We start from the raw sequence: 16,942 nt of genomic DNA on the forward strand, positions 1-16,942 counted from the left end.
GCAGCTGGTGGCGCTGTGCGAGCAGAAGGGCATCGGCCTCGACGGCCTGACCATCGAGGACTTCAAGTTCGTCGACCATCGCATCGACAGCCGCATCCACAAGGTGCTGAGCGTCGAGGCCTCGGTGGCGGCCCGCCGGAGCTATGGCGGCACCGCCCCGCACAATGTCGCGGCGCAGGCGGCCCGCTGGAAGAAGCTGCTGACGGGCGAGGAGACCGAACCGGTCCGCGTCAGCCGCCCGGGCGGGCACGGAGACGGGGCGGAGTAGTGCCACTCAAGCCCCGCACCTTGCATCTGACCCGGGATCACCTGGCCCGCATCCCCGTCATCGACGATCCGGGCCCACCCGGCTACGCCTTTGTCCGCCCGGCGACGGATGCGGACTATGACGCCGAAGTCGAGCGCTATGTCGCGACGGCGCCGGCCGGGGATTTCTGGATCTTCGCCTACGGATCGCTGATCTGGAACCCGGCCACCGAGTTCGACGCCGAGCGCATCGCCGTGGCCAGGGGCTGGCATCGCAATTTCTGCCTGTTCGACCAGCGCTTCCGGGGCAACCCCAGGCAGCCCGGCCTGATGCTGTGCCTCGATCGCGGCGGCACCTGCCGCGGCGTTGCCTACCGCCTCCCGGCCGAGCGGCTGCGGGAAAACCTGCACAAGCTGATCCGTCGCGAGATGAGCATGGTACCCTCGGCGTTTCCGGCCCGCTGGATCAAGGCGATGACCGAGACGGGCCCGCTCACCGTGCTGGCCTTCGTCATCAACCGCCGGGACCCGCGCTATGTCGGCGGCCTCGATCTCGCCGAGCGCGCCGACCGCCTGGCCCAGGCGCATGGCTGGAAGGGCTCGATGGCCGAATACGTGCTTTCGACCGTGCACAAGCTGGAGGAACTGGGCATCCACGACCGCAACCTGTGGGAAATCCAGCGCCTGGTCGCCGAGCGGATCGAGCATCACTGGCCGCTCTGATCCTCCACCAGCGCGAACGGGAGAGGACAACCCGACCATCACGCTCCTCAATCACCCCCATCAACAACTCCAGCTTCCTCTTTCCCCGCCTTTCGCCTAGAGCTTTCGCCCGTGGTTGGTGGGGTGAGACGACCTTGGTGCATCATTTCGAGTATCGCGGCGACCGCCTGTTCGCCGAAGAGGTCGACGTCTCGGCGCTGGCCGGTTCGGTCGGCACGCCGTTCTACGTCTACTCGGCGGCGACGCTGCGACGGCATGTCCGTGTGATGCGCGAGGCGTTCGCCGGCATCGATACGCTCATCGCCTATGCCATGAAGGCCAATTCCAACCAGGCCGTGCTGAAGGTCGTCGCCAGGGAAGGCGCCGGCGCCGACGTGGTTTCGGGTGGCGAACTGGAGCGCGCCGTCGCGGCGGGGATCGCGCCGGGCCGGATCGTCTTCTCCGGCGTCGGCAAGACCTTCGCCGAGATGCGCCGGGCCCTCGAACTGGGCATCAAGTGCTTCAACCTCGAAAGCGAGCCCGAACTCGAGCGGCTGAGCGATGTCGCCGTGTCGATGGGCACGACCGCGCCGGTCTCGGTACGCATCAACCCCGATGTCGATGCAGGCACGCACAAGAAGATCTCGACCGGCAAGGCCGAGAACAAGTTCGGCATCCCCTTCACCCGCGCCCGCGAGGTCTATGCGCGCATCGCCGCGCTCCCCGGCGTGCGCGCCATCGGCGTCGACATGCATATCGGCAGCCAGATCACCGACATGACGCCGTTCGACAACGCCTTCGCGCTGCTGGCCGAACTGGTGCGCGACCTCAGGGCCGCCGGCCACGATATCCGCCATGCCGATGTCGGCGGCGGCCTCGGCATCCCCTACCATTTCGACCAGGAGGCGCCGCCCGACCCGATGGCCTATGCCGCCATCGTCCGTCGGCATGTCGGCCCGCTCGGCATCGGCCTCGTCCTCGAGCCGGGCCGGCTGATCGTCGGCAATGCCGGCATCCTCGTCACCCGGGTCGAATACGTGAAGGAAGGCGCGAGGAACCTCCCCGGAGCCAAGACCTTCGTCATCGTCGATGCGGCGATGAACGACCTGATCCGCCCCACGCTCTACGAGGCGCACCACGACATCCAGCCTGTCGTGCACTCCAATCTGCCGCGCCTCAGGACCGATATCGTCGGCCCGGTCTGCGAGACCGGCGACTTCATCGCGCAGGATCGCGACATCGAGGGGGTGCGGGAGGGCGACCTGCTGGCGGTGATGAGCGCCGGCGCCTACGGGGCGGTGATGGCCTCGACCTACAATTCCCGTCCGCTGATTCCCGAGGTGCTGGTCGACGGAGCGCGCTGGCACGTCATCCGGCCGCGCCGGTCGATCGCCGAGCTGATCGCCCTCGACAGCGTCCCGGACTGGCTCTAGCCGCCGGACTACCCCTGTAGCGCCTGCCGGGCCAGCGAGACGATCTCGGCCGGACGGCCGTTGAGCGCGTCGTCCACCTTGTCGAGCATCTGCTGCAGCGTGAACGGCTTGGCGATCACGTCGTAGATGAGCGCCTCGAGTCCGTGCGCGCGCTCCCGCTGGTCGGCGAACCCGGTCATCAGGACGATGGTCACGTCCGGCCAGCTCGATGCGACGTTGAGGGCGAGCCCGATGCCGTCCATCACCGGCATCTTGATGTCGCTGAGCAGCAGGTCGAAGCGGCCATTCTCGGCGATCATGATCTCCGAGGCGAGGCCGCCATCCTCGGCCTCCACCACCTCGTGCCCGGCATGTGCCAGCGCCCGCGCCACGAAGGCCCGCACGCTGTCGTCGTCTTCGGCAATCAGTATCCTGGCCATCAGTGGGCTGCCTGTTCGTGGGTATCGGTGGCCGCGCCCTCGTGGCTCTGCGCGGCGGCGTCGTGTTCGACGACCAGCGGGTTGGCCGCCGGAGCAGCCGCCTCGGCGGCGGGTTCGTCGATCTGCGTGAGCGCCCCCTCGCTGCCGAGCGACAACCCCTCGGCAAAGCTCAGCCGGACTCGAACGGCAGCATCGGGGGGGGAAGGCAGCTCGGTCGACAGGCTGACCAGTTCGCCCGGCTCGAGGTCGCGCGCCCGGGTGACGACGCTCCACTGGTAGACGGGCTTGTCCTCGGCATCGAGCAGGGTGACGATCACCGGCGGCACCGCGACGCGGCGCTGCTCGAGCCCGACGATCGAGGCATTGACGCTGATCAGCGTTTCCTCGCCGCGCCGGCTGAGCAGGGTCGAGACGTCGGCGAAGTCGAGGCCGACAACATTCACCTTCAGTCCGACGGCGGCATAGAGGCCGGCAAGGTCGGGGATCAGCCGCACCATCTCGCCGCGCAGCAGCACGCCTCCGACAAGGACCGAGCCCAGAAGGCCAACCGCCACGACGCGCGACAGGCGCGTCAGCCGAACCGTCGGCAGGTTGCGGTCGCTGGTCAGGCGCTGCCGGATCAGTGCGCCCAGCTTCCTGGCCGTGTCGCGGGCAGCCTGTGCCCGCGCGACCGCCAGGGCCCGCGCACCGCCGGACTTGACCGCCGGCCCGGGCCTGCGCTCGGCCGGGCTTCCGCCTCCCGCCTCGCCATCGGCGGGTTTCGCCGCCGCCGCCTTCGCCTTGGGGGCGATCGCCGCCTTGATCTCGGCGATCGAGCGGGCCACCTCGGGCGATGGCGGCTCGCCGCGCTTGAGGGCCGACTTCAGCGGCGTCGGCACCTGCGAACTGATGGAGCGTTCCTCGGCGGCAAAGCTCTTGTCCAGCTTGTCCTCGTCGGCCGGGGAGAACAGCCGGTCGTCCTCCCGGGGCGGCGGCACCGGCTGCGGCGGCGGCCGCTCGGCCAGCCACGACTTGCCGCAATGCGCACACGCCACCTTGCGCCCGTCCGGACCGATGGCCTCGGGCGGCAGCTGGTAGCGCGTGCCGCAATGCGGGCAGACAATGACGATGCTGGCGGGCTGGGGCGAGCGCATGGCCGAGCCTAGCCCGTTCCGGGTTAAGGTTTGTCAAACCGACGCTGCCGGCGATCGCCGGCGGATCAAGATTTGGGCGGAATTTGCGGCCACAAGTCCGGAGCGGACGTGACCGCTTTGATATGATGCCGAACGACTGATTCGGAGCGGATGGCCCGGTGATCGAGTTTTCCAATGTCGGGCTGCGCTACGGGCAGGGGCCGGAAATCCTGCGCGACCTCAGCTTCCGGATCGAACCCGGCACGTTTCACTTCCTCACCGGCCCGTCGGGTTCGGGAAAGACCTCGCTGCTCAAGCTGCTGCTGCTCTCGCTGCGCCCGACGCGCGGCCGGGTGACGCTGTTCGGCAAGGACACCTCGGCGCTCGACCAGGATGCGCTGCTGCAGATGCGCCGCCACATCGGCATCGTGTTCCAGGAGTTCCGCCTGCTCGACCACCTGACCACCTACGAGAACGTGGCGCTGCCGCTGCGGGTCCTGGGCGAGCCGGAAGGCGCCTATCGCGCCAACGTGACGGAGCTCCTCGAGTGGGTGGGCCTGGGCCAGCGCCTGGACGCCCTGCCGGCGGTGCTCTCGGGCGGCGAGAAGCAACGCGCCGCCATCGCCCGCGCGGTGATCGGGCGACCCGACATCCTGCTCGCCGACGAGCCGACCGGCAATGTCGACCCCGACCTGTCGCTGCGCCTCGTCCGGCTGTTCGCCGAACTCAACCGGATGGGAACCACCATCATCCTCGCCACCCACGAGATGGCCCTGCTCGAGAACTTCCCGTTCCCCAGGATCACGCTGCGCGACGGCGAGGTGGCCTTCGATGCGGCTTGACCTGCGCCTGCCGCCGCTGGCGGGATTCGCCAGCCGGGAGCACAGCGCTCCGATCGTGCCCGAGCGTTCGGTCGCCGGACGGACCCTGGTGCTGCTCATCGCCATCATGACGTTCCTCTCCGGCGTGACGCTGGGCGGCGTGGTCCTCGTGCAGAAATCGGCGATAGCCTGGTCCTCCGACGTGGGACGCGAGGTCACCATCCAGCTGCGGCCCGTCGAGGGCGAGGTGATGGAGTCCAACCTGCGGATCGCCGTCGCGCTGGCCGAGGCGACCCCGGGGGTGGCCTCGGCGCGCGCCCTGTCGCTCGAGGACAGCCAGAAGCTGCTCGAGCCCTGGCTCGGCAAGGGGCTCGACATCTCCGCCATCGACATTCCCCGGCTGGTCGCCGTGCAGCTTGCCGATCCTGCCGAGGCCGATCTCGACAAGCTGAAGCGCGACCTCGAGGCCGGCGTCAAGGGGGCGAGCCTCGACACCCATGCCGCCTGGCGCCAGCAACTCAACGTCATGGCCGGCACCATCGTCGCTTCGGGGCTGCTGGTCCTCGGCATGATCGTCGTGGCGACGGTGCTGGCGATCATCTTCGCCACCCGCGGCACCATGTCGTCCAACCGCGAGATCGTCGACGTGCTGCACTTCATCGGGGCCTCCAACAGCTTCATCGCCGGCGAATTCCAGGGACGATTCCTGACCATCGGTTTTCGCGGCGGCCTGTTCGGCGGCATCGCCGCCCTCGCCTTCTTCCTGCTGGTGGGGCTCGCTGCCGGCTCGATGGTGCCGACCGAAGCCAACCAGCAGCTGGGCGTGCTGTTCGGACGCTTCGCGCTCGGCATCGACGGCATGCTCGGCATCCTCGCCGTCGTCCCGGTGATCGCCGCTCTGACCGCCATCACCTCGCGTCTCACGGTCCGCCGCTTCCTGCAGCGAACATCCTGACCCGCCGGCATTTTCTGCCTTGCCCCGACCGGCGCCGAGCGGCAGGGTGCGACGGACGCGGGGGGAGCCATGTCGACAGTCCTGTCAGCGATCCGATCGCTGCTGTTCTACCTGCTGTTCTATGTGCAGACGGCGATCCTCGCGATCATCGTCGGGCTGATCGCCATGATCGCCCGGCGGCGCACGCCGCTCGGCTGGGCGCTGGCGCTCTACTGGGTCCACTCGCACCTCGCGGCGCTGCGCCTGATCGCCGGCATCCGCACCGACATCGGCGGCGAGGAGAACATCCCGGACGGCCCCTGCATCATCGCCAGCAAGCACATGAGCGACTGGGACATCTTCGCCCTGCTGCCGGCCGCGCGACGCCCCGCCTTCGTCGCCAAGAAGGAGCTGATGGACATCCCCTTCTTCGGTCACGCGGCGATGAGCTTCGACACCATCCGGCTCGACCGCTCGCTCGGTGGCGACGCCATCCCGCGGATGATCGAGGAGGCGCGCGCCGCGCTCGCCCGCGGCGCCCGAATCATCATCTTCCCCGAGGGCACGCGCAAGGCGCCGCTGACCGATCACGACTATCGCTACGGCATCGTCCGGCTCTATGAGGGGCTCGGCGTGCCGGTAGTGCCGGTGGGCGTCAATTCCGGCCTGTTCTGGGGGCGGAGGAGCCTGCTGCTGTGGCCGGGAACGGCGCGCGCGCGGTTCCTGCCCGCCATCCCCCCGGGCCTGCCGAGCGAGGTCTTTCGCGCCCGGCTGATCGAGGCCATCGAAGCCGAGACCAACCGCCTGATCCTGTCGGCGTACGAAGCGGGGCTGAACCGCCCCGTGCCGCAGCCGCTGCACGACCGGCTCGAGGCGCTGCGGCGCGGCGAAGTCCCCGGCCCGGCGCCAACCACTAGGGATTGACGCATTTCGCGACACAGACCATAGATATGGTGTGCGCGGCAACGGCCCTTGACATTTGAGTCAAGTTTGTTCTATATTTGTTCCTTGTTGCGATGGCGCGAAGGGGAGCGTTCATGGTGCCGGTTTTCGAGCGGGAGATGCTGGCGAGAGGCCAGGCTAGGCCGGTCAACTGGCGCGGGCGCTCGGGGCGTTTCTATGCGCTGGCCCCCGAACGCATCGAGGATTTCTCCTTCCGGGGCGACGATCTCTACCTGATCGCGCTCGGCCATCACGTGCTGTGGGTCGGTTCCGCCGTCGACCTGGTCGGCGATCCGGTCAGCCGTGCCCGCTTCCGCCTCGCCATGGATTGCGCCGACCGGGTCTTTCACGTCGAGACCAGCGCCGACGAGATCGAGCGGCTCACCGTGCTGTGGGACCTCGAGGGAGCCGAGCCGTCCATCGGGCTCAGCGCCGCCTGAACTCAGGCGCTCTCCAGCGACGGAAGGTCGCGCCCGTCGAGCGCCGCGACGAGCTGGTCGAGCAGCGGATCGCGAATGCCCAGTTCGCGCAGATGCGCCGCGGTGGCCAGCACGTAGTCCGGATTGGGGCCCGACTCACCGCGCCCGGCGCGAACCAGGCGGACCTGCTCGGCAAGGTCGAGGCGCCCGGCGAACTGCACGTGCCGCTCGTCGGCGAGAAACACCAGCGCCGTCACCGACCGGCCGTCGTCAAGACGCACGCGGCGATAGGCCTCGCGATAGACGCCGCGATCCATCTCGCGGGCGCTGAGGTAGGCGTGTACCTCGTTCCAGGCCTCGCCGGCCACCTCGAAGGCGACGCCGCGGCAGGACCCACCACGCACGAGGCCGAACACCAGGCCGGGCCGCGCCTCGGTGCCGCGGTGCCGGTGCGAATAGACGCACAGCCGGCGGTGCACGCCGCTGATCCGCGCCGGCTGCCTGTCGAGATAGTCGAAGCCGGGCCGCCAGATCAGCGATCCGTATCCCAGTACCCAAGAGGTGGATTTGTGCTGCATCGGCCCCGGCCCGCCTTGCCGTCGTCACCTTGGTACCGGTACGGTCCGCGCGGCGCAACGCATGCGCCGGCATGGGAGATTTGACGGTGCGGAAGATCGTCGCGCTGGGCGTGGTGGTGCTGGTGGTGGTCGCCCTGTGGACGACCGCCTGGTTCTGGGCCGCCTCGGAACTGCGCCGGCAGGTGGCGATGCTCGGCGAGGCCGACGGGGAGACCGCCCCCCGGCTGACCTGCGGCGTCTTCGAGGTCGGCGGCTTTCCCTTCCGCTTCGACCTCGAGTGTCGCGACGGCATGCTGGTCGACCAGGACCGCACCTACGGGATCAAGGGGGTCAGGGCCTCGGTGCTGATCTACAGCCCGAGCCATGCCATCTTCTCGGCCGCCTCGCCGATGACCCTCGCCAATGCGTTCACCGGCTCGGAAAGCCGCATCGACTTCACCAGTCTCGAGGGTAGCGCCCGCCTCGTCGCCGCCGACCCCATTCGCGGATTGACCGGGGAAGGCTGGCGCATTGCGCGGGTCTCGGTCCAGGCCGAAGCCATCACCTGGAACGAGACGATCATCGGCGACCTGCTGCAGCTCGAGGCCGACCACGCCGAGGCGCACCTCATCGACATGGGCGAACGGCACGACGCCGAGGCCGGCAGCGCGGCGCTCGCCGGCTTCGCCAAGGCCGATGGCCTGACCGTCCCCGCCTTCGATGTCACCGACGGCAATGCCAGCCTCGAAGTCGAACTCACCGGCCTGCCCGACGACCTGCGCGTGCTCGCCGCAGACCCCGACCCGATCCGCAACTGGCAACGCCGCGACGGTGTGTTCCGGCTGGTGCGGTTCGCCGGCGATCAGCCGGCGCCGGCAGAGATGTTCGAGATCTCCGGCGAGGCCAGACTCGGCCCGTCCGGGCTGCTCGCCGCGCAGGTCACCTACCGGCAGAAGCAGGTGCTCGACCGGCTCGAGGGTCTGATGCCCCCGCTGCAGCTGGCCGCCATCAAGGGCAAGCCGGAGGCAGACGGCAGCTCGGGCAACACGCTCACCATCGTCGACGGCAGGATGCGGCTGCTGACCCTGGACCTGCTGGAGATCGGACCGCTGTTCTAGGCGGGCCGGCCCGGTGGGCCGACTTCAGGCGTCCTCGCCGCCGCCATGCTCGCGGATGCCGATCCGCGGGACATCCGGCGCCGTCGGCGTCGCAGCCTCGCTGCCGCCGTGCGGCCGGCCGAAATCCGCTGCCGCCGTCTCCTGCCCGGCGGTGATGATCGAGCGACGGATGGCGCGGGTGCGGGTGAACAGCGCCTCCATCGCCGGACCGTCGCCGACGCGCACGGCGCGCTGCAGCTGCGACAGGTCCTCGAGGAACCGCCCGAGCATTTCGAGCACCGCGTCGCGGTTGGTGAGGAACACGTCGCGCCACATCACCGGATCGCTCGCCGCGATGCGGGTGAAATCGCGGAAGCCCGACGCCGAGAACTTGATGACTTCCGAGCGCGTGTGCGTCTCGAGATCGGCCACCGTCCCGACGATGTTGTAGGCGATCAGGTGCGGCACATGGCTGGTGATCGCCAGCACCAGATCGTGGTGGGCCGGATCCATCCTCTCGACATTGGAGCCCATCGCCCCCCAGAACGAGGTCAGCCGATCGAGGGCGACCGGATCGGTGTCCCGACGCGGCGTCAGGATGCACCAGCGGCCGACGAAAAGCTCCGGAAACCCGGCCGCCGGTCCCGAGTGCTCGGTGCCGGCAATCGGGTGGCCCGGAATGAAATGCACGCCGGCCGGCACGAAGGGCTCGACGACCTTGACCACCTGCCCCTTGACCGATCCGACGTCGGACAGGATGGCGCCCGGCTTCAGCGCCGGCGCGATATCGGCCATCACCGCGGCATAGGCGCCGACCGGAACGCACAGGATGACGAGATCGGCATCGCGCACGGCCTCGGCATTGCTGCGGGTGTAGTGGTCGCCGAGGCCGAGCGCGCGGGCCTCCTCGAGAGTGGCCTGCTGCCGGGTGGCGATCGCTATGGTTCGCGCCAGGCCGTTCAGACGGGCGGCACGGGCGATGGACGAGCCGATCAGCCCGATGCCGATGAGCGCCAGTTTGTCGAACATCAGTCTGCTGCTCCCGCTGCGCCGAAGGCCTCGAGCACCTCGACCACCCCCCGCATGTGTTCCTCCCGGCCGATCGATATCCTGAGGCCCTCGGCTATGCCGTAGCCATGGATCTCGCGGACGATCAGCCCTTTCTCGAGCAGCGCCCCGAAGGCCGCTTTCGCCTCGGCAGGATCGGGAAACAGCACCATCACGAAATTGCCCTGGCTGTCCACCACCCGCAGCCGGTTGGAGCGGATGCTGCGCGTCAGCCAGTCGCGCCAGCGGGCGTTGTGGCGGCAGAGTTCCGCGGTGAAGCCGCGATCGCGTGCCGCCTCCGCGCCGGCGTGCTGGGCCGGCAGCGAGACATTGAACGGCCCGCGGATGCGGTTGACCGCGTCGATCACGTGCGCAGGCCCGTACATCCAGCCGATGCGCAGCGCGGCCAGCCCCATCTTGGAGAAGGTGCGCACCATGACGACATTGTCGGCCCGATCGACCAGATCGATGCCGACCGAGTAGTCCGCCGCCGTGACATACTCGGCATAGGCGCTGTCGACGACGAGCAGGACGTCCGGCCGCAGGCCGCCATGCAGGCGCTCGAGCTCCGCCGCCGACAGGTAGGTCCCGGTCGGATTGTTCGGATTGGCGAGAAAGACCAGTCGCGTTTTCTCGGTCACCGCGGCGAGCAGGGCATCGACATCGGCGCGGTAGTCGGACTCCGGCGCCATGACGATTTCGGCGGACGCCCCGCGCGTGACGATCGGGTAGACGTTGAAGCCGTAGCGGCTCATCACCGCCTCGTCCCCTTCGCCCAGATAAGTCTGGGCCAGCAGGTGCAGCACCTCGTCGGAGCCGCCGCCGCACAGGATCCGCTCCGGATCGAGCCCGTGCACGTCACCCAGCGCCTCGCGCAGGATCTTCGAACTGCCCTCGGGATAGGTCTCGAGGCGACCGGCCTGCGCCTGATAGGCCGCGATGGCACGCGGGCTGGCCCCGAGCGGGCTCTCGTTGGCGGAGAGCTTGACCGGCACCACGCCCGGCACCGCCTGCGACTTGCCCGGCACATAGGGCGCAATCCTCAGAATGCCGGGTTGCGGAACAGGGCGGAGAGTGGTTTCGGTCATCGATCGTCGCGGCTTGTCGAAGGCGGGCGGACCATATGGGAACAGGCTCGGGATGGCAAAGGAATCCCGGCGTCAAGGCCCGTCGCCTCTGCTACACTGTGGCTGCGCATGATCAGGCGCAGCGGGAGGATGTCATGACGGCAATGAACATCGTGCATATGCGTGTGAAGCCAGGTCGGGAGCAGGAATTCGTCGCCATCCACGAGGCCTTCGAGGCCGAGAAGATGCCCGGCGGGAGGGACTTCTGGGTGGTCAAGACCGGCGAACGCGACTTCTGCGTCGTCGCCTGGTGGGACGGACTGAGCGACCTCGTCGCTGCACGCGCGGCCATGATCGCCAATCTCGACCGGTTGCGCCCGCTTCTCGAGGACCTGGGCGGCGGACGCGGGGTCACCGAACCGTGGTCCGGCGAGGTGGCGATGCATCGGCGGCCTCAGGCCAGCCACGAGCTCTAGGGCCGGCCCGTCAGTCCGGGAGTGCTGCCATGGCGGCCTGGGGCGAGAGCGCCGGGACGCGCACGTAGCGCTCGGCCTTCTTCCGGCGCGGCACCGCCGGAAACAGTTCCTTGCGCGCCAGCACCACCAGGGCCCCGGCCAGCGTCGGACCGAACAGGCGCCCCGCCCGCTCGAAGAAGCGGGTGGACTTGAGTAGCAGCGCCCGCTGCGAGGGCGGCAGGTAGAGCGCATCGCGCCATTGCTCGGGCACGAAGCTGTGGTCGCGCAGCAGCTTTTCCAGCTGCCCGCGCGAATAGGGGTGGCCGTCGCCGAACGGCGTGCTGTCCGCCGCCGACCACATGCCGCGCCGCTTCGGCACGACCACGATCAGCCGGGCATTGGGCGCCGAAACGCGCCAGATCTCCCGCATCAGTTCCTCGGCATCGGCGATGTGCTCGAAGGCATGCACGGCAATGATCAGGTCGACCGCCGAATCGGTCAGCGGCATCTCCAGCGGATCGCACAGCACCGTGTGCGAGGGACCTTCGCGCGGCCACGACGACGCACCCTGCCGCGCCGGCATGAAGGCCAGCACGCGCTCGGCCTGCGCGAGGCTGAAGCGCAGATAGGGCGTGGCAAAGCCGAGCCCGAGCAGGCGCTGTCCCTTCACGTTTCCCGCCATCCGGACGATCTCCTCGCGCAGCAGCGCTCGTGCGATCTTGCCCAGGGGCGACTTGTAGAAGGCGATGAGCCGAGAGACGTCCGGAGTCATGGCTTTACCCGAGATCGTTGGCTAGAGTCTGCCCGCTTCGGCGTCGCTTGTCACGCCGCTGCCCCGAACTGCCTATCGGAGTGATTGCACGTGCCCCTGTTGATCGACATCTTCCCCGCCCGCTCGGACAATTACGGCTACCTCGTCCATGATGTGGGTTCCGGACGCACCGCCGCCATCGATGCCCCCGACGCCAAGGCGATCAAGGAGGCCCTGACGCGTCGCGGCTGGCGCCTGACGGACGTGTTCATCACCCACCATCACACCGACCATGTCGAGGCCATCCCGGTGCTGAAGCGGGAATACGACGCACAGGTCACCGGCCCCAAGGCCGAGGCGGGCAAGATCCTCGGGCTCGACGTGCTGGTGATCGGCGGTGATGTGGTGGAGCTGGGGGAGACGCGCTTCAGCGTGATCGAAACGCCCGGTCATACGCTCGGCCATATCGTCTACCACGACGCCGCCGGCCGGCACCTGTTCTCCGCCGACGCGCTCTTCTCGCTTGGCGTCGGCCGCATGTTCGAGGGCCAGCCGGGACCGATGTGGAACGGACTGCTGGCTCTGCGCGCCCTGCCCGACGACACGCTGGTCTACTGCGGACATGAGTATACCCAGGCCAATGCGGCGTTTGCCCTCAGTGTCGACCCGCGCAACCCGGCGCTGAACATCCGCGCCACCGAGGTAAAGCGGATGCGCGAGGCCGGCCAGTACACCATCCCGGTGAGCCTGGGGCTCGAGAAGGCGACGAACCCGTTCCTGCGAGCCGACCAGCCGGCCCTGGCGAAAGCCGTCGGGCTGGCGCCGGACGCGCCGCCGGCCAAGGTCTTTGCGGCGCTGCGCAAGGCCAAGGACGAGTTCAAGACCGAGTGACGACGGCGCTCACCTTCAAGCCGGTGGACAAGCGGACGGTGAAGGACTTCACCGCCCTGTTCGAGGCCAGGGGTGGGCCGAGCTATTGCTGGTGCATGGCATGGCGCGTCACCCCCGACGAGGCCAAGGCCACCAAGGGCAGCGAGCGCAAGCCCTTCATGCTGCAGCGCATCGCCGACGGCGTGCCGGTCGGGCTGCTCGCCTATCGCGACGGCGTCGCCGTGGGATGGGTCTCGGTCGCGCCGCGCGATACCTATCGCGACATCGGCGGCCCGCCCGCCGAGGAGGGCGACGTGATCTGGTCGATCGCCTGCTTCTACATACCGCGCGCCCGGCGCGGCGAGGGCCTCGCTCCGCAACTGCTCGATGCGGCAGTGGCGCATGCCCGCGAGCATGGTGCAACGATTGTCGAGGCCTATGGGGTCGATCCCGACTCCCCGAGCTATCGCTACATGGGATTCGTGCCGTTCTACGAGGCCCGGGACTTCGTCGAGGTCGGTCGGGTCGGCAAGCGGCGGCACGTCATGCGGTTAACCGTTTCTTCACGTAGTTCCGGAAGCCGTTAACAAATCGTTGCAACCAGACCGGCGACTTGAAACGTTTGGCTCGTGGCGTCCACCCCCGGACGCCGGGAGCGAGGCGAGCCGGTGGATCGCGCCGACGAACGCAGCAAGAGGCCGGGCCTGGTGGTGATCGAGCCACCCCGCGAGCGGCTGCGAATCTCCCTCGCCTATGCGCCGAACGCCGACTTCGTCAGCCAGCTGATCGCCGAACGCCAGCGCCTGCCCACCCAGCGCCAGTTGCGCCGGGTGCCGATTGCCGAGGCAGTCGATGCCTATACCGCCGGCGCCGATCGCTCGGTGCTGCGCCTGCCCGCCGGATACCGCAAGTCGCTCAAGGCCTGAGCGCCGCGCCGAGTGGCATCCCTGCGAGCAGGGATGCAACCCTCAGTTCATCGTCACGTCGCGGCCGGCGCCCGTGATCGACACCGTGAAGCCGGCCACCACGTCGAAGATCGCCATCATCATCAGGATGAAGAACACCGAGCTTGCCGCCGCGCCGACCAGCAGGAACTCGACGAGGAACACCACGAACACCAGCGTCGAGAGCATGTGCTCGACCACTGAGGCGCGGCCGGTATTGGTGGACTTCAGCACCTCGAGGAACAGGCAGACCAGCCCGACCACCAGCATGAGATCGCCCGATGTCAGCGACCAGGCAACTCCCGACACCATGGGGATGGTGAGCAACTGGCCCGACCACCCGGCGGGACTGCCACCCATGAACAGAAAGGCGAAGAAGTTGTAGGCGATCAGCGGGATCAGCAGCAGCGGCGGAATGAAGGATCCGCGGCCCGGGCGTCGTTCCGGCGGAATGAATACGGTGCTGTCGGTCATGCTGGCCTCCACTCGCTGCGTCGCGCGCACCATGCCAAAGCCCGGCACCGACCGCTAGGGGGATGCCGAGGCGATCAACGGGAAAGCGCCTGCCTAGAGCCTGAGCGGACCAACCATCTGCTCGGGCTTCACCTCGGCGTCGAACTCCTCGCCGGTCAGCAATCCAAGGTCGATGGCGCTCTGTCGCAGGGTCGAGCCGGTCTTGTGGGCGTTCTTGGCGATCCGGGCCGCGTTGTCGTAGCCGATCCGGCGATTGAGCGCGGTAACCAGCATCAGCGACTGGTCGACCAGTTGCTTGATGCGCGTCTCGTCGGGCTCGATGCCGATGGCGCAATGATCGTTGAAGCTCTTGGCGGCGTCGGCGAGCAGCCGGACCGACTGCAGGAAGTTGTAGGCGATCACCGGCTTGAACACGTTGAGCTCGAAATTGCCCTGGCTCGCGGCGATGCCGATGGCGGCGTCGTTCCCCATCACCTGCACGGCGACCATGGTCATGGCTTCCGACTGCGTCGGGTTGACCTTGCCCGGCATGATCGAGGAGCCCGGCTCGTTCTCCGGAATGGTGATCTCGCCCAGCCCCGAGCGCGGGCCCGAGGCGAGCCAGCGCACGTCGTTGGCGATCTTCATCAGTGCCACGGCCAGCTGCTTCAGACCGCCCGACGTGCCGACGAATGCATCGTGGCCGGCCATCACGGCGAACTTGTTGGGCGCCGTGACGAACGGGTGCCCGGTCAGCGCTGCGATCTCGGCGGCGACGGTCTCGCCATATTTCGGATGGGCATTGAGCCCGGTGCCGACGGCTGTGCCGCCCAGCGCCAGCTCGTAGAGCTGCGGCAGCGTCGCCCGGATCGCTTTGAGAGCCAGGTCGAGCTGCGCCACCCAGCCGGAGATTTCCTGGCCCAGCGTCAGCGGCGTGGCGTCCTGCAGGTGGGTGCGGCCGATCTTGACGATGGCCATGAACTGCTTCGCCTTGGCGTCGAGCGTATTGCGCAGCAGCAGCACCCGCTCGACGAGGTAGTCCTCGATGGCGGCCACCGCCGCGATGTGCATGGCCGTCGGATAGGTGTCGTTGGACGACTGGCTCATGTTGACGTGATCGTTGGGATGCACGGGCTTCTTGGAGCCCATGGCGCCCCCGGCCATTTCGATGGCGCGGTTCGAGATCACCTCGTTGACGTTCATGTTCGACTGGGTGCCCGAACCGGTTTGCCAGACCACCAGCGGGAAGTGATCGCCGAGCCTGCCCTCGATCACCTCGTCCGCCGCCGCGACGATCAGATCGCGCAGCTCGGGGGTGAGCAGACCCAGCCTGTGGTTGGCTAGCGCCGCCGCCTTCTTCAGGATGCCGAAGGCACGGATGATCTCGGACGGCATCTTCTCGCCGCCGATGTCGAAATTGGCCAGCGACCGGGCGGTCTGCGCACCGTAGTATTTCTCGGCCGGCACGTTGATCGTGCCCATCGAATCCGACTCAACCCGCATGCCCATTGGAACCCCCTGTTCGAAAGCAAAACGACACGGCCGGCCCCGGGAGGGGGACCGGCCGTCGGAACTGGCTGAACTGCTGCAAGGACAGCGCGACGCCCAAGACGGACGTCAGGCCTTCTTGGGCTCGAGGATCTGCCGGCCGCGATACATGCCGGTCTTGAGATCGACGTGATGCGGGCGACGCAGTTCGCCCGAATCCTTGTCCTCGACATAGGCCGGGGTCGCGAGGGCGTCGGCGGAGCGGCGGAACCCGCGCTTCATCGGCGAGGTCTTGCGCTTTGGAACGGCCATGATCGGTACTCCTGTTCAATAACGTGTCGCCGAAAGGCGTTCCGGCGTCTAACAGACAGGGTCTGTCGGGAATTGCGGCGGTCTATAGAGGAGATTTTCGCCCTTGGGAAGGGGCGAGATAGGCGGAATCCGTCGGCGGCACAATGGCCGCCATGGTCCGGCGGTCTGCGGATGCACGAACGTCGTCACTCCCCCAGTGACAAGAGAGCAGTGGGGGTCCCCATGCGCGGCACTTTCGAGTAGAACCCCGATATCCGCTGGGACGCTGCCCGTGACCTATTCGTTTTCCGACGACCTCGCCAGTACCGCCGCCGACATCGAGCGCGCCCTCGATGCACTGCTCGGCATCGATGCCCTCGCCGGACCCGGCCGGCCGGCCGGGCGGCTGATCGCCGCCATGCGGCACGGCAGCCTGAACGGTGGCAAACGGCTGCGGCCACTGCTGGTCCGGCAGGCGGCCGCGGTCTTCGGCATCGCTCCCGCGGCCACCACGCCCGCCGGACTGGCGGTGGAGCTTGTGCACTGCTACTCGCTGATCCATGACGATCTGCCGGCGATGGACGACGACGACATGCGCCGGGGCCGGCCGACCGTCCACAAGGCCTATGACGACGCCACCGCCATTCTCGCCGGCGATGCGCTGCTGACCCAGGCGTTCGGACTGCTGGCCTCCGGCGCGGCGCATCCCGACGCCGCCGTGCGCATCCGTCTCGTCGCCGAACTCGCGGCCGGCGCCGGGGCCGGCGGCATGGTCGGCGGGCAGATGCTCGACATCGAAGGCGAGACGCACTTCCTCACCGAGCGCGCCATCGCCGACATGCATGCCATGAAGACCGGGGCGCTGATCCGGGCGGCGGTGCGGATGGGAGCGCT

At 68.4% G+C, this 16,942-nt stretch carries 21 protein-coding genes and 1 pseudogene; 13 read left to right on the forward strand and 9 right to left on the reverse strand.

Features of this window, described 5'->3' with window-relative positions:
• The 3 genes and pseudogenes from ACE3TU_RS09165 to lysA form a co-directional block, all read left to right on the forward strand.
• A pseudogene (locus tag ACE3TU_RS09165) lies at positions 1 to 268 on the forward strand (hypothetical protein); the annotation flags it as partial.
• Positions 268 to 969, forward strand: coding sequence for a gamma-glutamylcyclotransferase (locus ACE3TU_RS09170; RefSeq protein WP_374623069.1), 702 nt, complete (start codon positions 268 to 270; stop codon positions 967 to 969). The pseudogene ACE3TU_RS09165 and the gene ACE3TU_RS09170, both read left to right, overlap by 1 nt.
• A gap of 137 nt (positions 970 to 1,106) precedes the next feature.
• Positions 1,107 to 2,381 (forward strand): diaminopimelate decarboxylase, encoded by a 1,275-nt coding sequence (lysA, locus tag ACE3TU_RS09175; RefSeq protein ID WP_374623125.1) that lies wholly within the window; start codon positions 1,107 to 1,109, stop codon positions 2,379 to 2,381.
• Positions 2,382 to 2,389: 8 nt separating this feature from the next.
• On the opposite strand, the gene ACE3TU_RS09180 is transcribed toward lysA, so the two are convergent.
• Positions 2,390 to 2,800 carry a response regulator gene (locus tag ACE3TU_RS09180; RefSeq protein ID WP_374623072.1) on the reverse strand — a complete coding sequence of 137 codons (411 nt, stop codon included), beginning with the start codon at positions 2,798 to 2,800 and terminating at the stop codon, positions 2,390 to 2,392.
• Complete coding sequence (locus tag ACE3TU_RS09185) at positions 2,800 to 3,933, reverse strand: zinc-ribbon domain-containing protein (RefSeq protein ID WP_374623074.1); 1,134 nt, start codon at positions 3,931 to 3,933, stop codon at positions 2,800 to 2,802. The genes ACE3TU_RS09180 and ACE3TU_RS09185 overlap by 1 nt, the downstream gene beginning before the upstream one ends.
• 158 nt (positions 3,934 to 4,091) lie before the next feature.
• Between ACE3TU_RS09185 and ftsE the strand changes: the two genes are divergently transcribed.
• The 4 genes from ftsE to ACE3TU_RS09205 all read left to right on the forward strand — a co-directional run bounded on the left by ftsE (position 4,092) and on the right by ACE3TU_RS09205 (position 7,049).
• Positions 4,092 to 4,754 (forward strand): cell division ATP-binding protein FtsE, encoded by a 663-nt coding sequence (gene ftsE / locus ACE3TU_RS09190; protein WP_374623077.1) that lies wholly within the window; start codon positions 4,092 to 4,094, stop codon positions 4,752 to 4,754.
• A complete protein-coding gene (locus ACE3TU_RS09195; RefSeq protein WP_374623080.1) occupies positions 4,744 to 5,688 on the forward strand; it encodes a cell division protein FtsX in 945 nt (314 codons plus the stop codon). The genes ftsE and ACE3TU_RS09195 overlap by 11 nt, the downstream gene beginning before the upstream one ends.
• A gap of 69 nt (positions 5,689 to 5,757) precedes the next feature.
• Positions 5,758 to 6,591 carry a lysophospholipid acyltransferase family protein gene (locus ACE3TU_RS09200; RefSeq protein WP_374623083.1) on the forward strand — a complete coding sequence of 278 codons (834 nt, stop codon included), beginning with the start codon at positions 5,758 to 5,760 and terminating at the stop codon, positions 6,589 to 6,591.
• Between the two features lie 113 nt (positions 6,592 to 6,704).
• The gene (locus ACE3TU_RS09205; protein WP_374623086.1) at positions 6,705 to 7,049 is read left to right on the forward strand and encodes a hypothetical protein; all 345 of its coding nucleotides are present in this window, start codon (positions 6,705 to 6,707) and stop codon (positions 7,047 to 7,049) included.
• A 2-nt stretch (positions 7,050 to 7,051) separates the two neighbouring features.
• Here ACE3TU_RS09205 and ACE3TU_RS09210 read toward each other — a convergent pair whose 3' ends face one another.
• Positions 7,052 to 7,606: a gamma-glutamylcyclotransferase gene (locus ACE3TU_RS09210; protein WP_374623089.1), complete on the reverse strand. Its 555-nt coding sequence runs from the start codon at positions 7,604 to 7,606 to the stop codon at positions 7,052 to 7,054.
• A gap of 86 nt (positions 7,607 to 7,692) precedes the next feature.
• On the opposite strand from ACE3TU_RS09210, the gene ACE3TU_RS09215 reads away from it, so the two are divergent.
• Positions 7,693 to 8,703 carry a DUF2125 domain-containing protein gene (locus tag ACE3TU_RS09215; protein WP_374623092.1) on the forward strand — a complete coding sequence of 337 codons (1,011 nt, stop codon included), beginning with the start codon at positions 7,693 to 7,695 and terminating at the stop codon, positions 8,701 to 8,703.
• A gap of 24 nt (positions 8,704 to 8,727) precedes the next feature.
• On the opposite strand, the gene ACE3TU_RS09220 is transcribed toward ACE3TU_RS09215, so the two are convergent.
• A complete protein-coding gene (locus ACE3TU_RS09220; protein ID WP_374623095.1) occupies positions 8,728 to 9,711 on the reverse strand; it encodes a prephenate/arogenate dehydrogenase family protein in 984 nt (327 codons plus the stop codon).
• Positions 9,711 to 10,817, reverse strand: coding sequence for a histidinol-phosphate transaminase (hisC, locus tag ACE3TU_RS09225; protein WP_374623098.1), 1,107 nt, complete (start codon positions 10,815 to 10,817; stop codon positions 9,711 to 9,713). The genes ACE3TU_RS09220 and hisC overlap by 1 nt, the downstream gene beginning before the upstream one ends.
• A gap of 134 nt (positions 10,818 to 10,951) precedes the next feature.
• On the opposite strand from hisC, the gene ACE3TU_RS09230 reads away from it, so the two are divergent.
• Positions 10,952 to 11,272: a DUF718 domain-containing protein gene (locus ACE3TU_RS09230; protein WP_374623101.1), complete on the forward strand. Its 321-nt coding sequence runs from the start codon at positions 10,952 to 10,954 to the stop codon at positions 11,270 to 11,272.
• A gap of 10 nt (positions 11,273 to 11,282) precedes the next feature.
• Here ACE3TU_RS09230 and ACE3TU_RS09235 read toward each other — a convergent pair whose 3' ends face one another.
• On the reverse strand, positions 11,283 to 12,023 hold the full coding sequence (locus ACE3TU_RS09235) for a class I SAM-dependent methyltransferase (RefSeq protein ID WP_374623104.1): 741 nt from the start codon (positions 12,021 to 12,023) through the stop codon (positions 11,283 to 11,285).
• A 90-nt stretch (positions 12,024 to 12,113) separates the two neighbouring features.
• Between ACE3TU_RS09235 and gloB the strand changes: the two genes are divergently transcribed.
• From gloB to ACE3TU_RS09250, 3 genes are all read left to right on the forward strand, one after another.
• Positions 12,114 to 12,893, forward strand: coding sequence for a hydroxyacylglutathione hydrolase (gene gloB / locus ACE3TU_RS09240; protein ID WP_374623107.1), 780 nt, complete (start codon positions 12,114 to 12,116; stop codon positions 12,891 to 12,893).
• Positions 12,890 to 13,459: an N-acetyltransferase family protein gene (locus ACE3TU_RS09245; RefSeq protein ID WP_374623110.1), complete on the forward strand. Its 570-nt coding sequence runs from the start codon at positions 12,890 to 12,892 to the stop codon at positions 13,457 to 13,459. The genes gloB and ACE3TU_RS09245 overlap by 4 nt, the downstream gene beginning before the upstream one ends.
• An 81-nt stretch (positions 13,460 to 13,540) precedes the next feature.
• Positions 13,541 to 13,798: a hypothetical protein gene (locus ACE3TU_RS09250; RefSeq protein WP_374623113.1), complete on the forward strand. Its 258-nt coding sequence runs from the start codon at positions 13,541 to 13,543 to the stop codon at positions 13,796 to 13,798.
• Positions 13,799 to 13,840: 42 nt separating this feature from the next.
• Here the strand turns inward: ACE3TU_RS09250 and ACE3TU_RS09255 are convergent, their stop codons facing one another.
• The 3 genes from ACE3TU_RS09255 to rpmF form a co-directional block, all read right to left on the reverse strand.
• Positions 13,841 to 14,290 (reverse strand): hypothetical protein, encoded by a 450-nt coding sequence (locus ACE3TU_RS09255; RefSeq protein ID WP_374623116.1) that lies wholly within the window; start codon positions 14,288 to 14,290, stop codon positions 13,841 to 13,843.
• A gap of 93 nt (positions 14,291 to 14,383) precedes the next feature.
• Positions 14,384 to 15,778 carry a class II fumarate hydratase gene (fumC, locus tag ACE3TU_RS09260; protein ID WP_374623118.1) on the reverse strand — a complete coding sequence of 465 codons (1,395 nt, stop codon included), beginning with the start codon at positions 15,776 to 15,778 and terminating at the stop codon, positions 14,384 to 14,386.
• A 108-nt stretch (positions 15,779 to 15,886) separates the two neighbouring features.
• The gene (rpmF, locus tag ACE3TU_RS09265; protein WP_374623120.1) at positions 15,887 to 16,069 is read right to left on the reverse strand and encodes a 50S ribosomal protein L32; all 183 of its coding nucleotides are present in this window, start codon (positions 16,067 to 16,069) and stop codon (positions 15,887 to 15,889) included.
• Positions 16,070 to 16,340: 271 nt separating this feature from the next.
• On the opposite strand from rpmF, the gene ACE3TU_RS09270 reads away from it, so the two are divergent.
• On the forward strand, positions 16,341 to 16,942 hold a 602-nt coding region (locus tag ACE3TU_RS09270; protein ID WP_374623122.1), incomplete at its 3' end, for a polyprenyl synthetase family protein.

This window comes from Devosia sp., from assembly GCF_041917035.1.
Classification (GTDB): Bacteria; Pseudomonadota; Alphaproteobacteria; order Rhizobiales; family Devosiaceae; genus Devosia_A.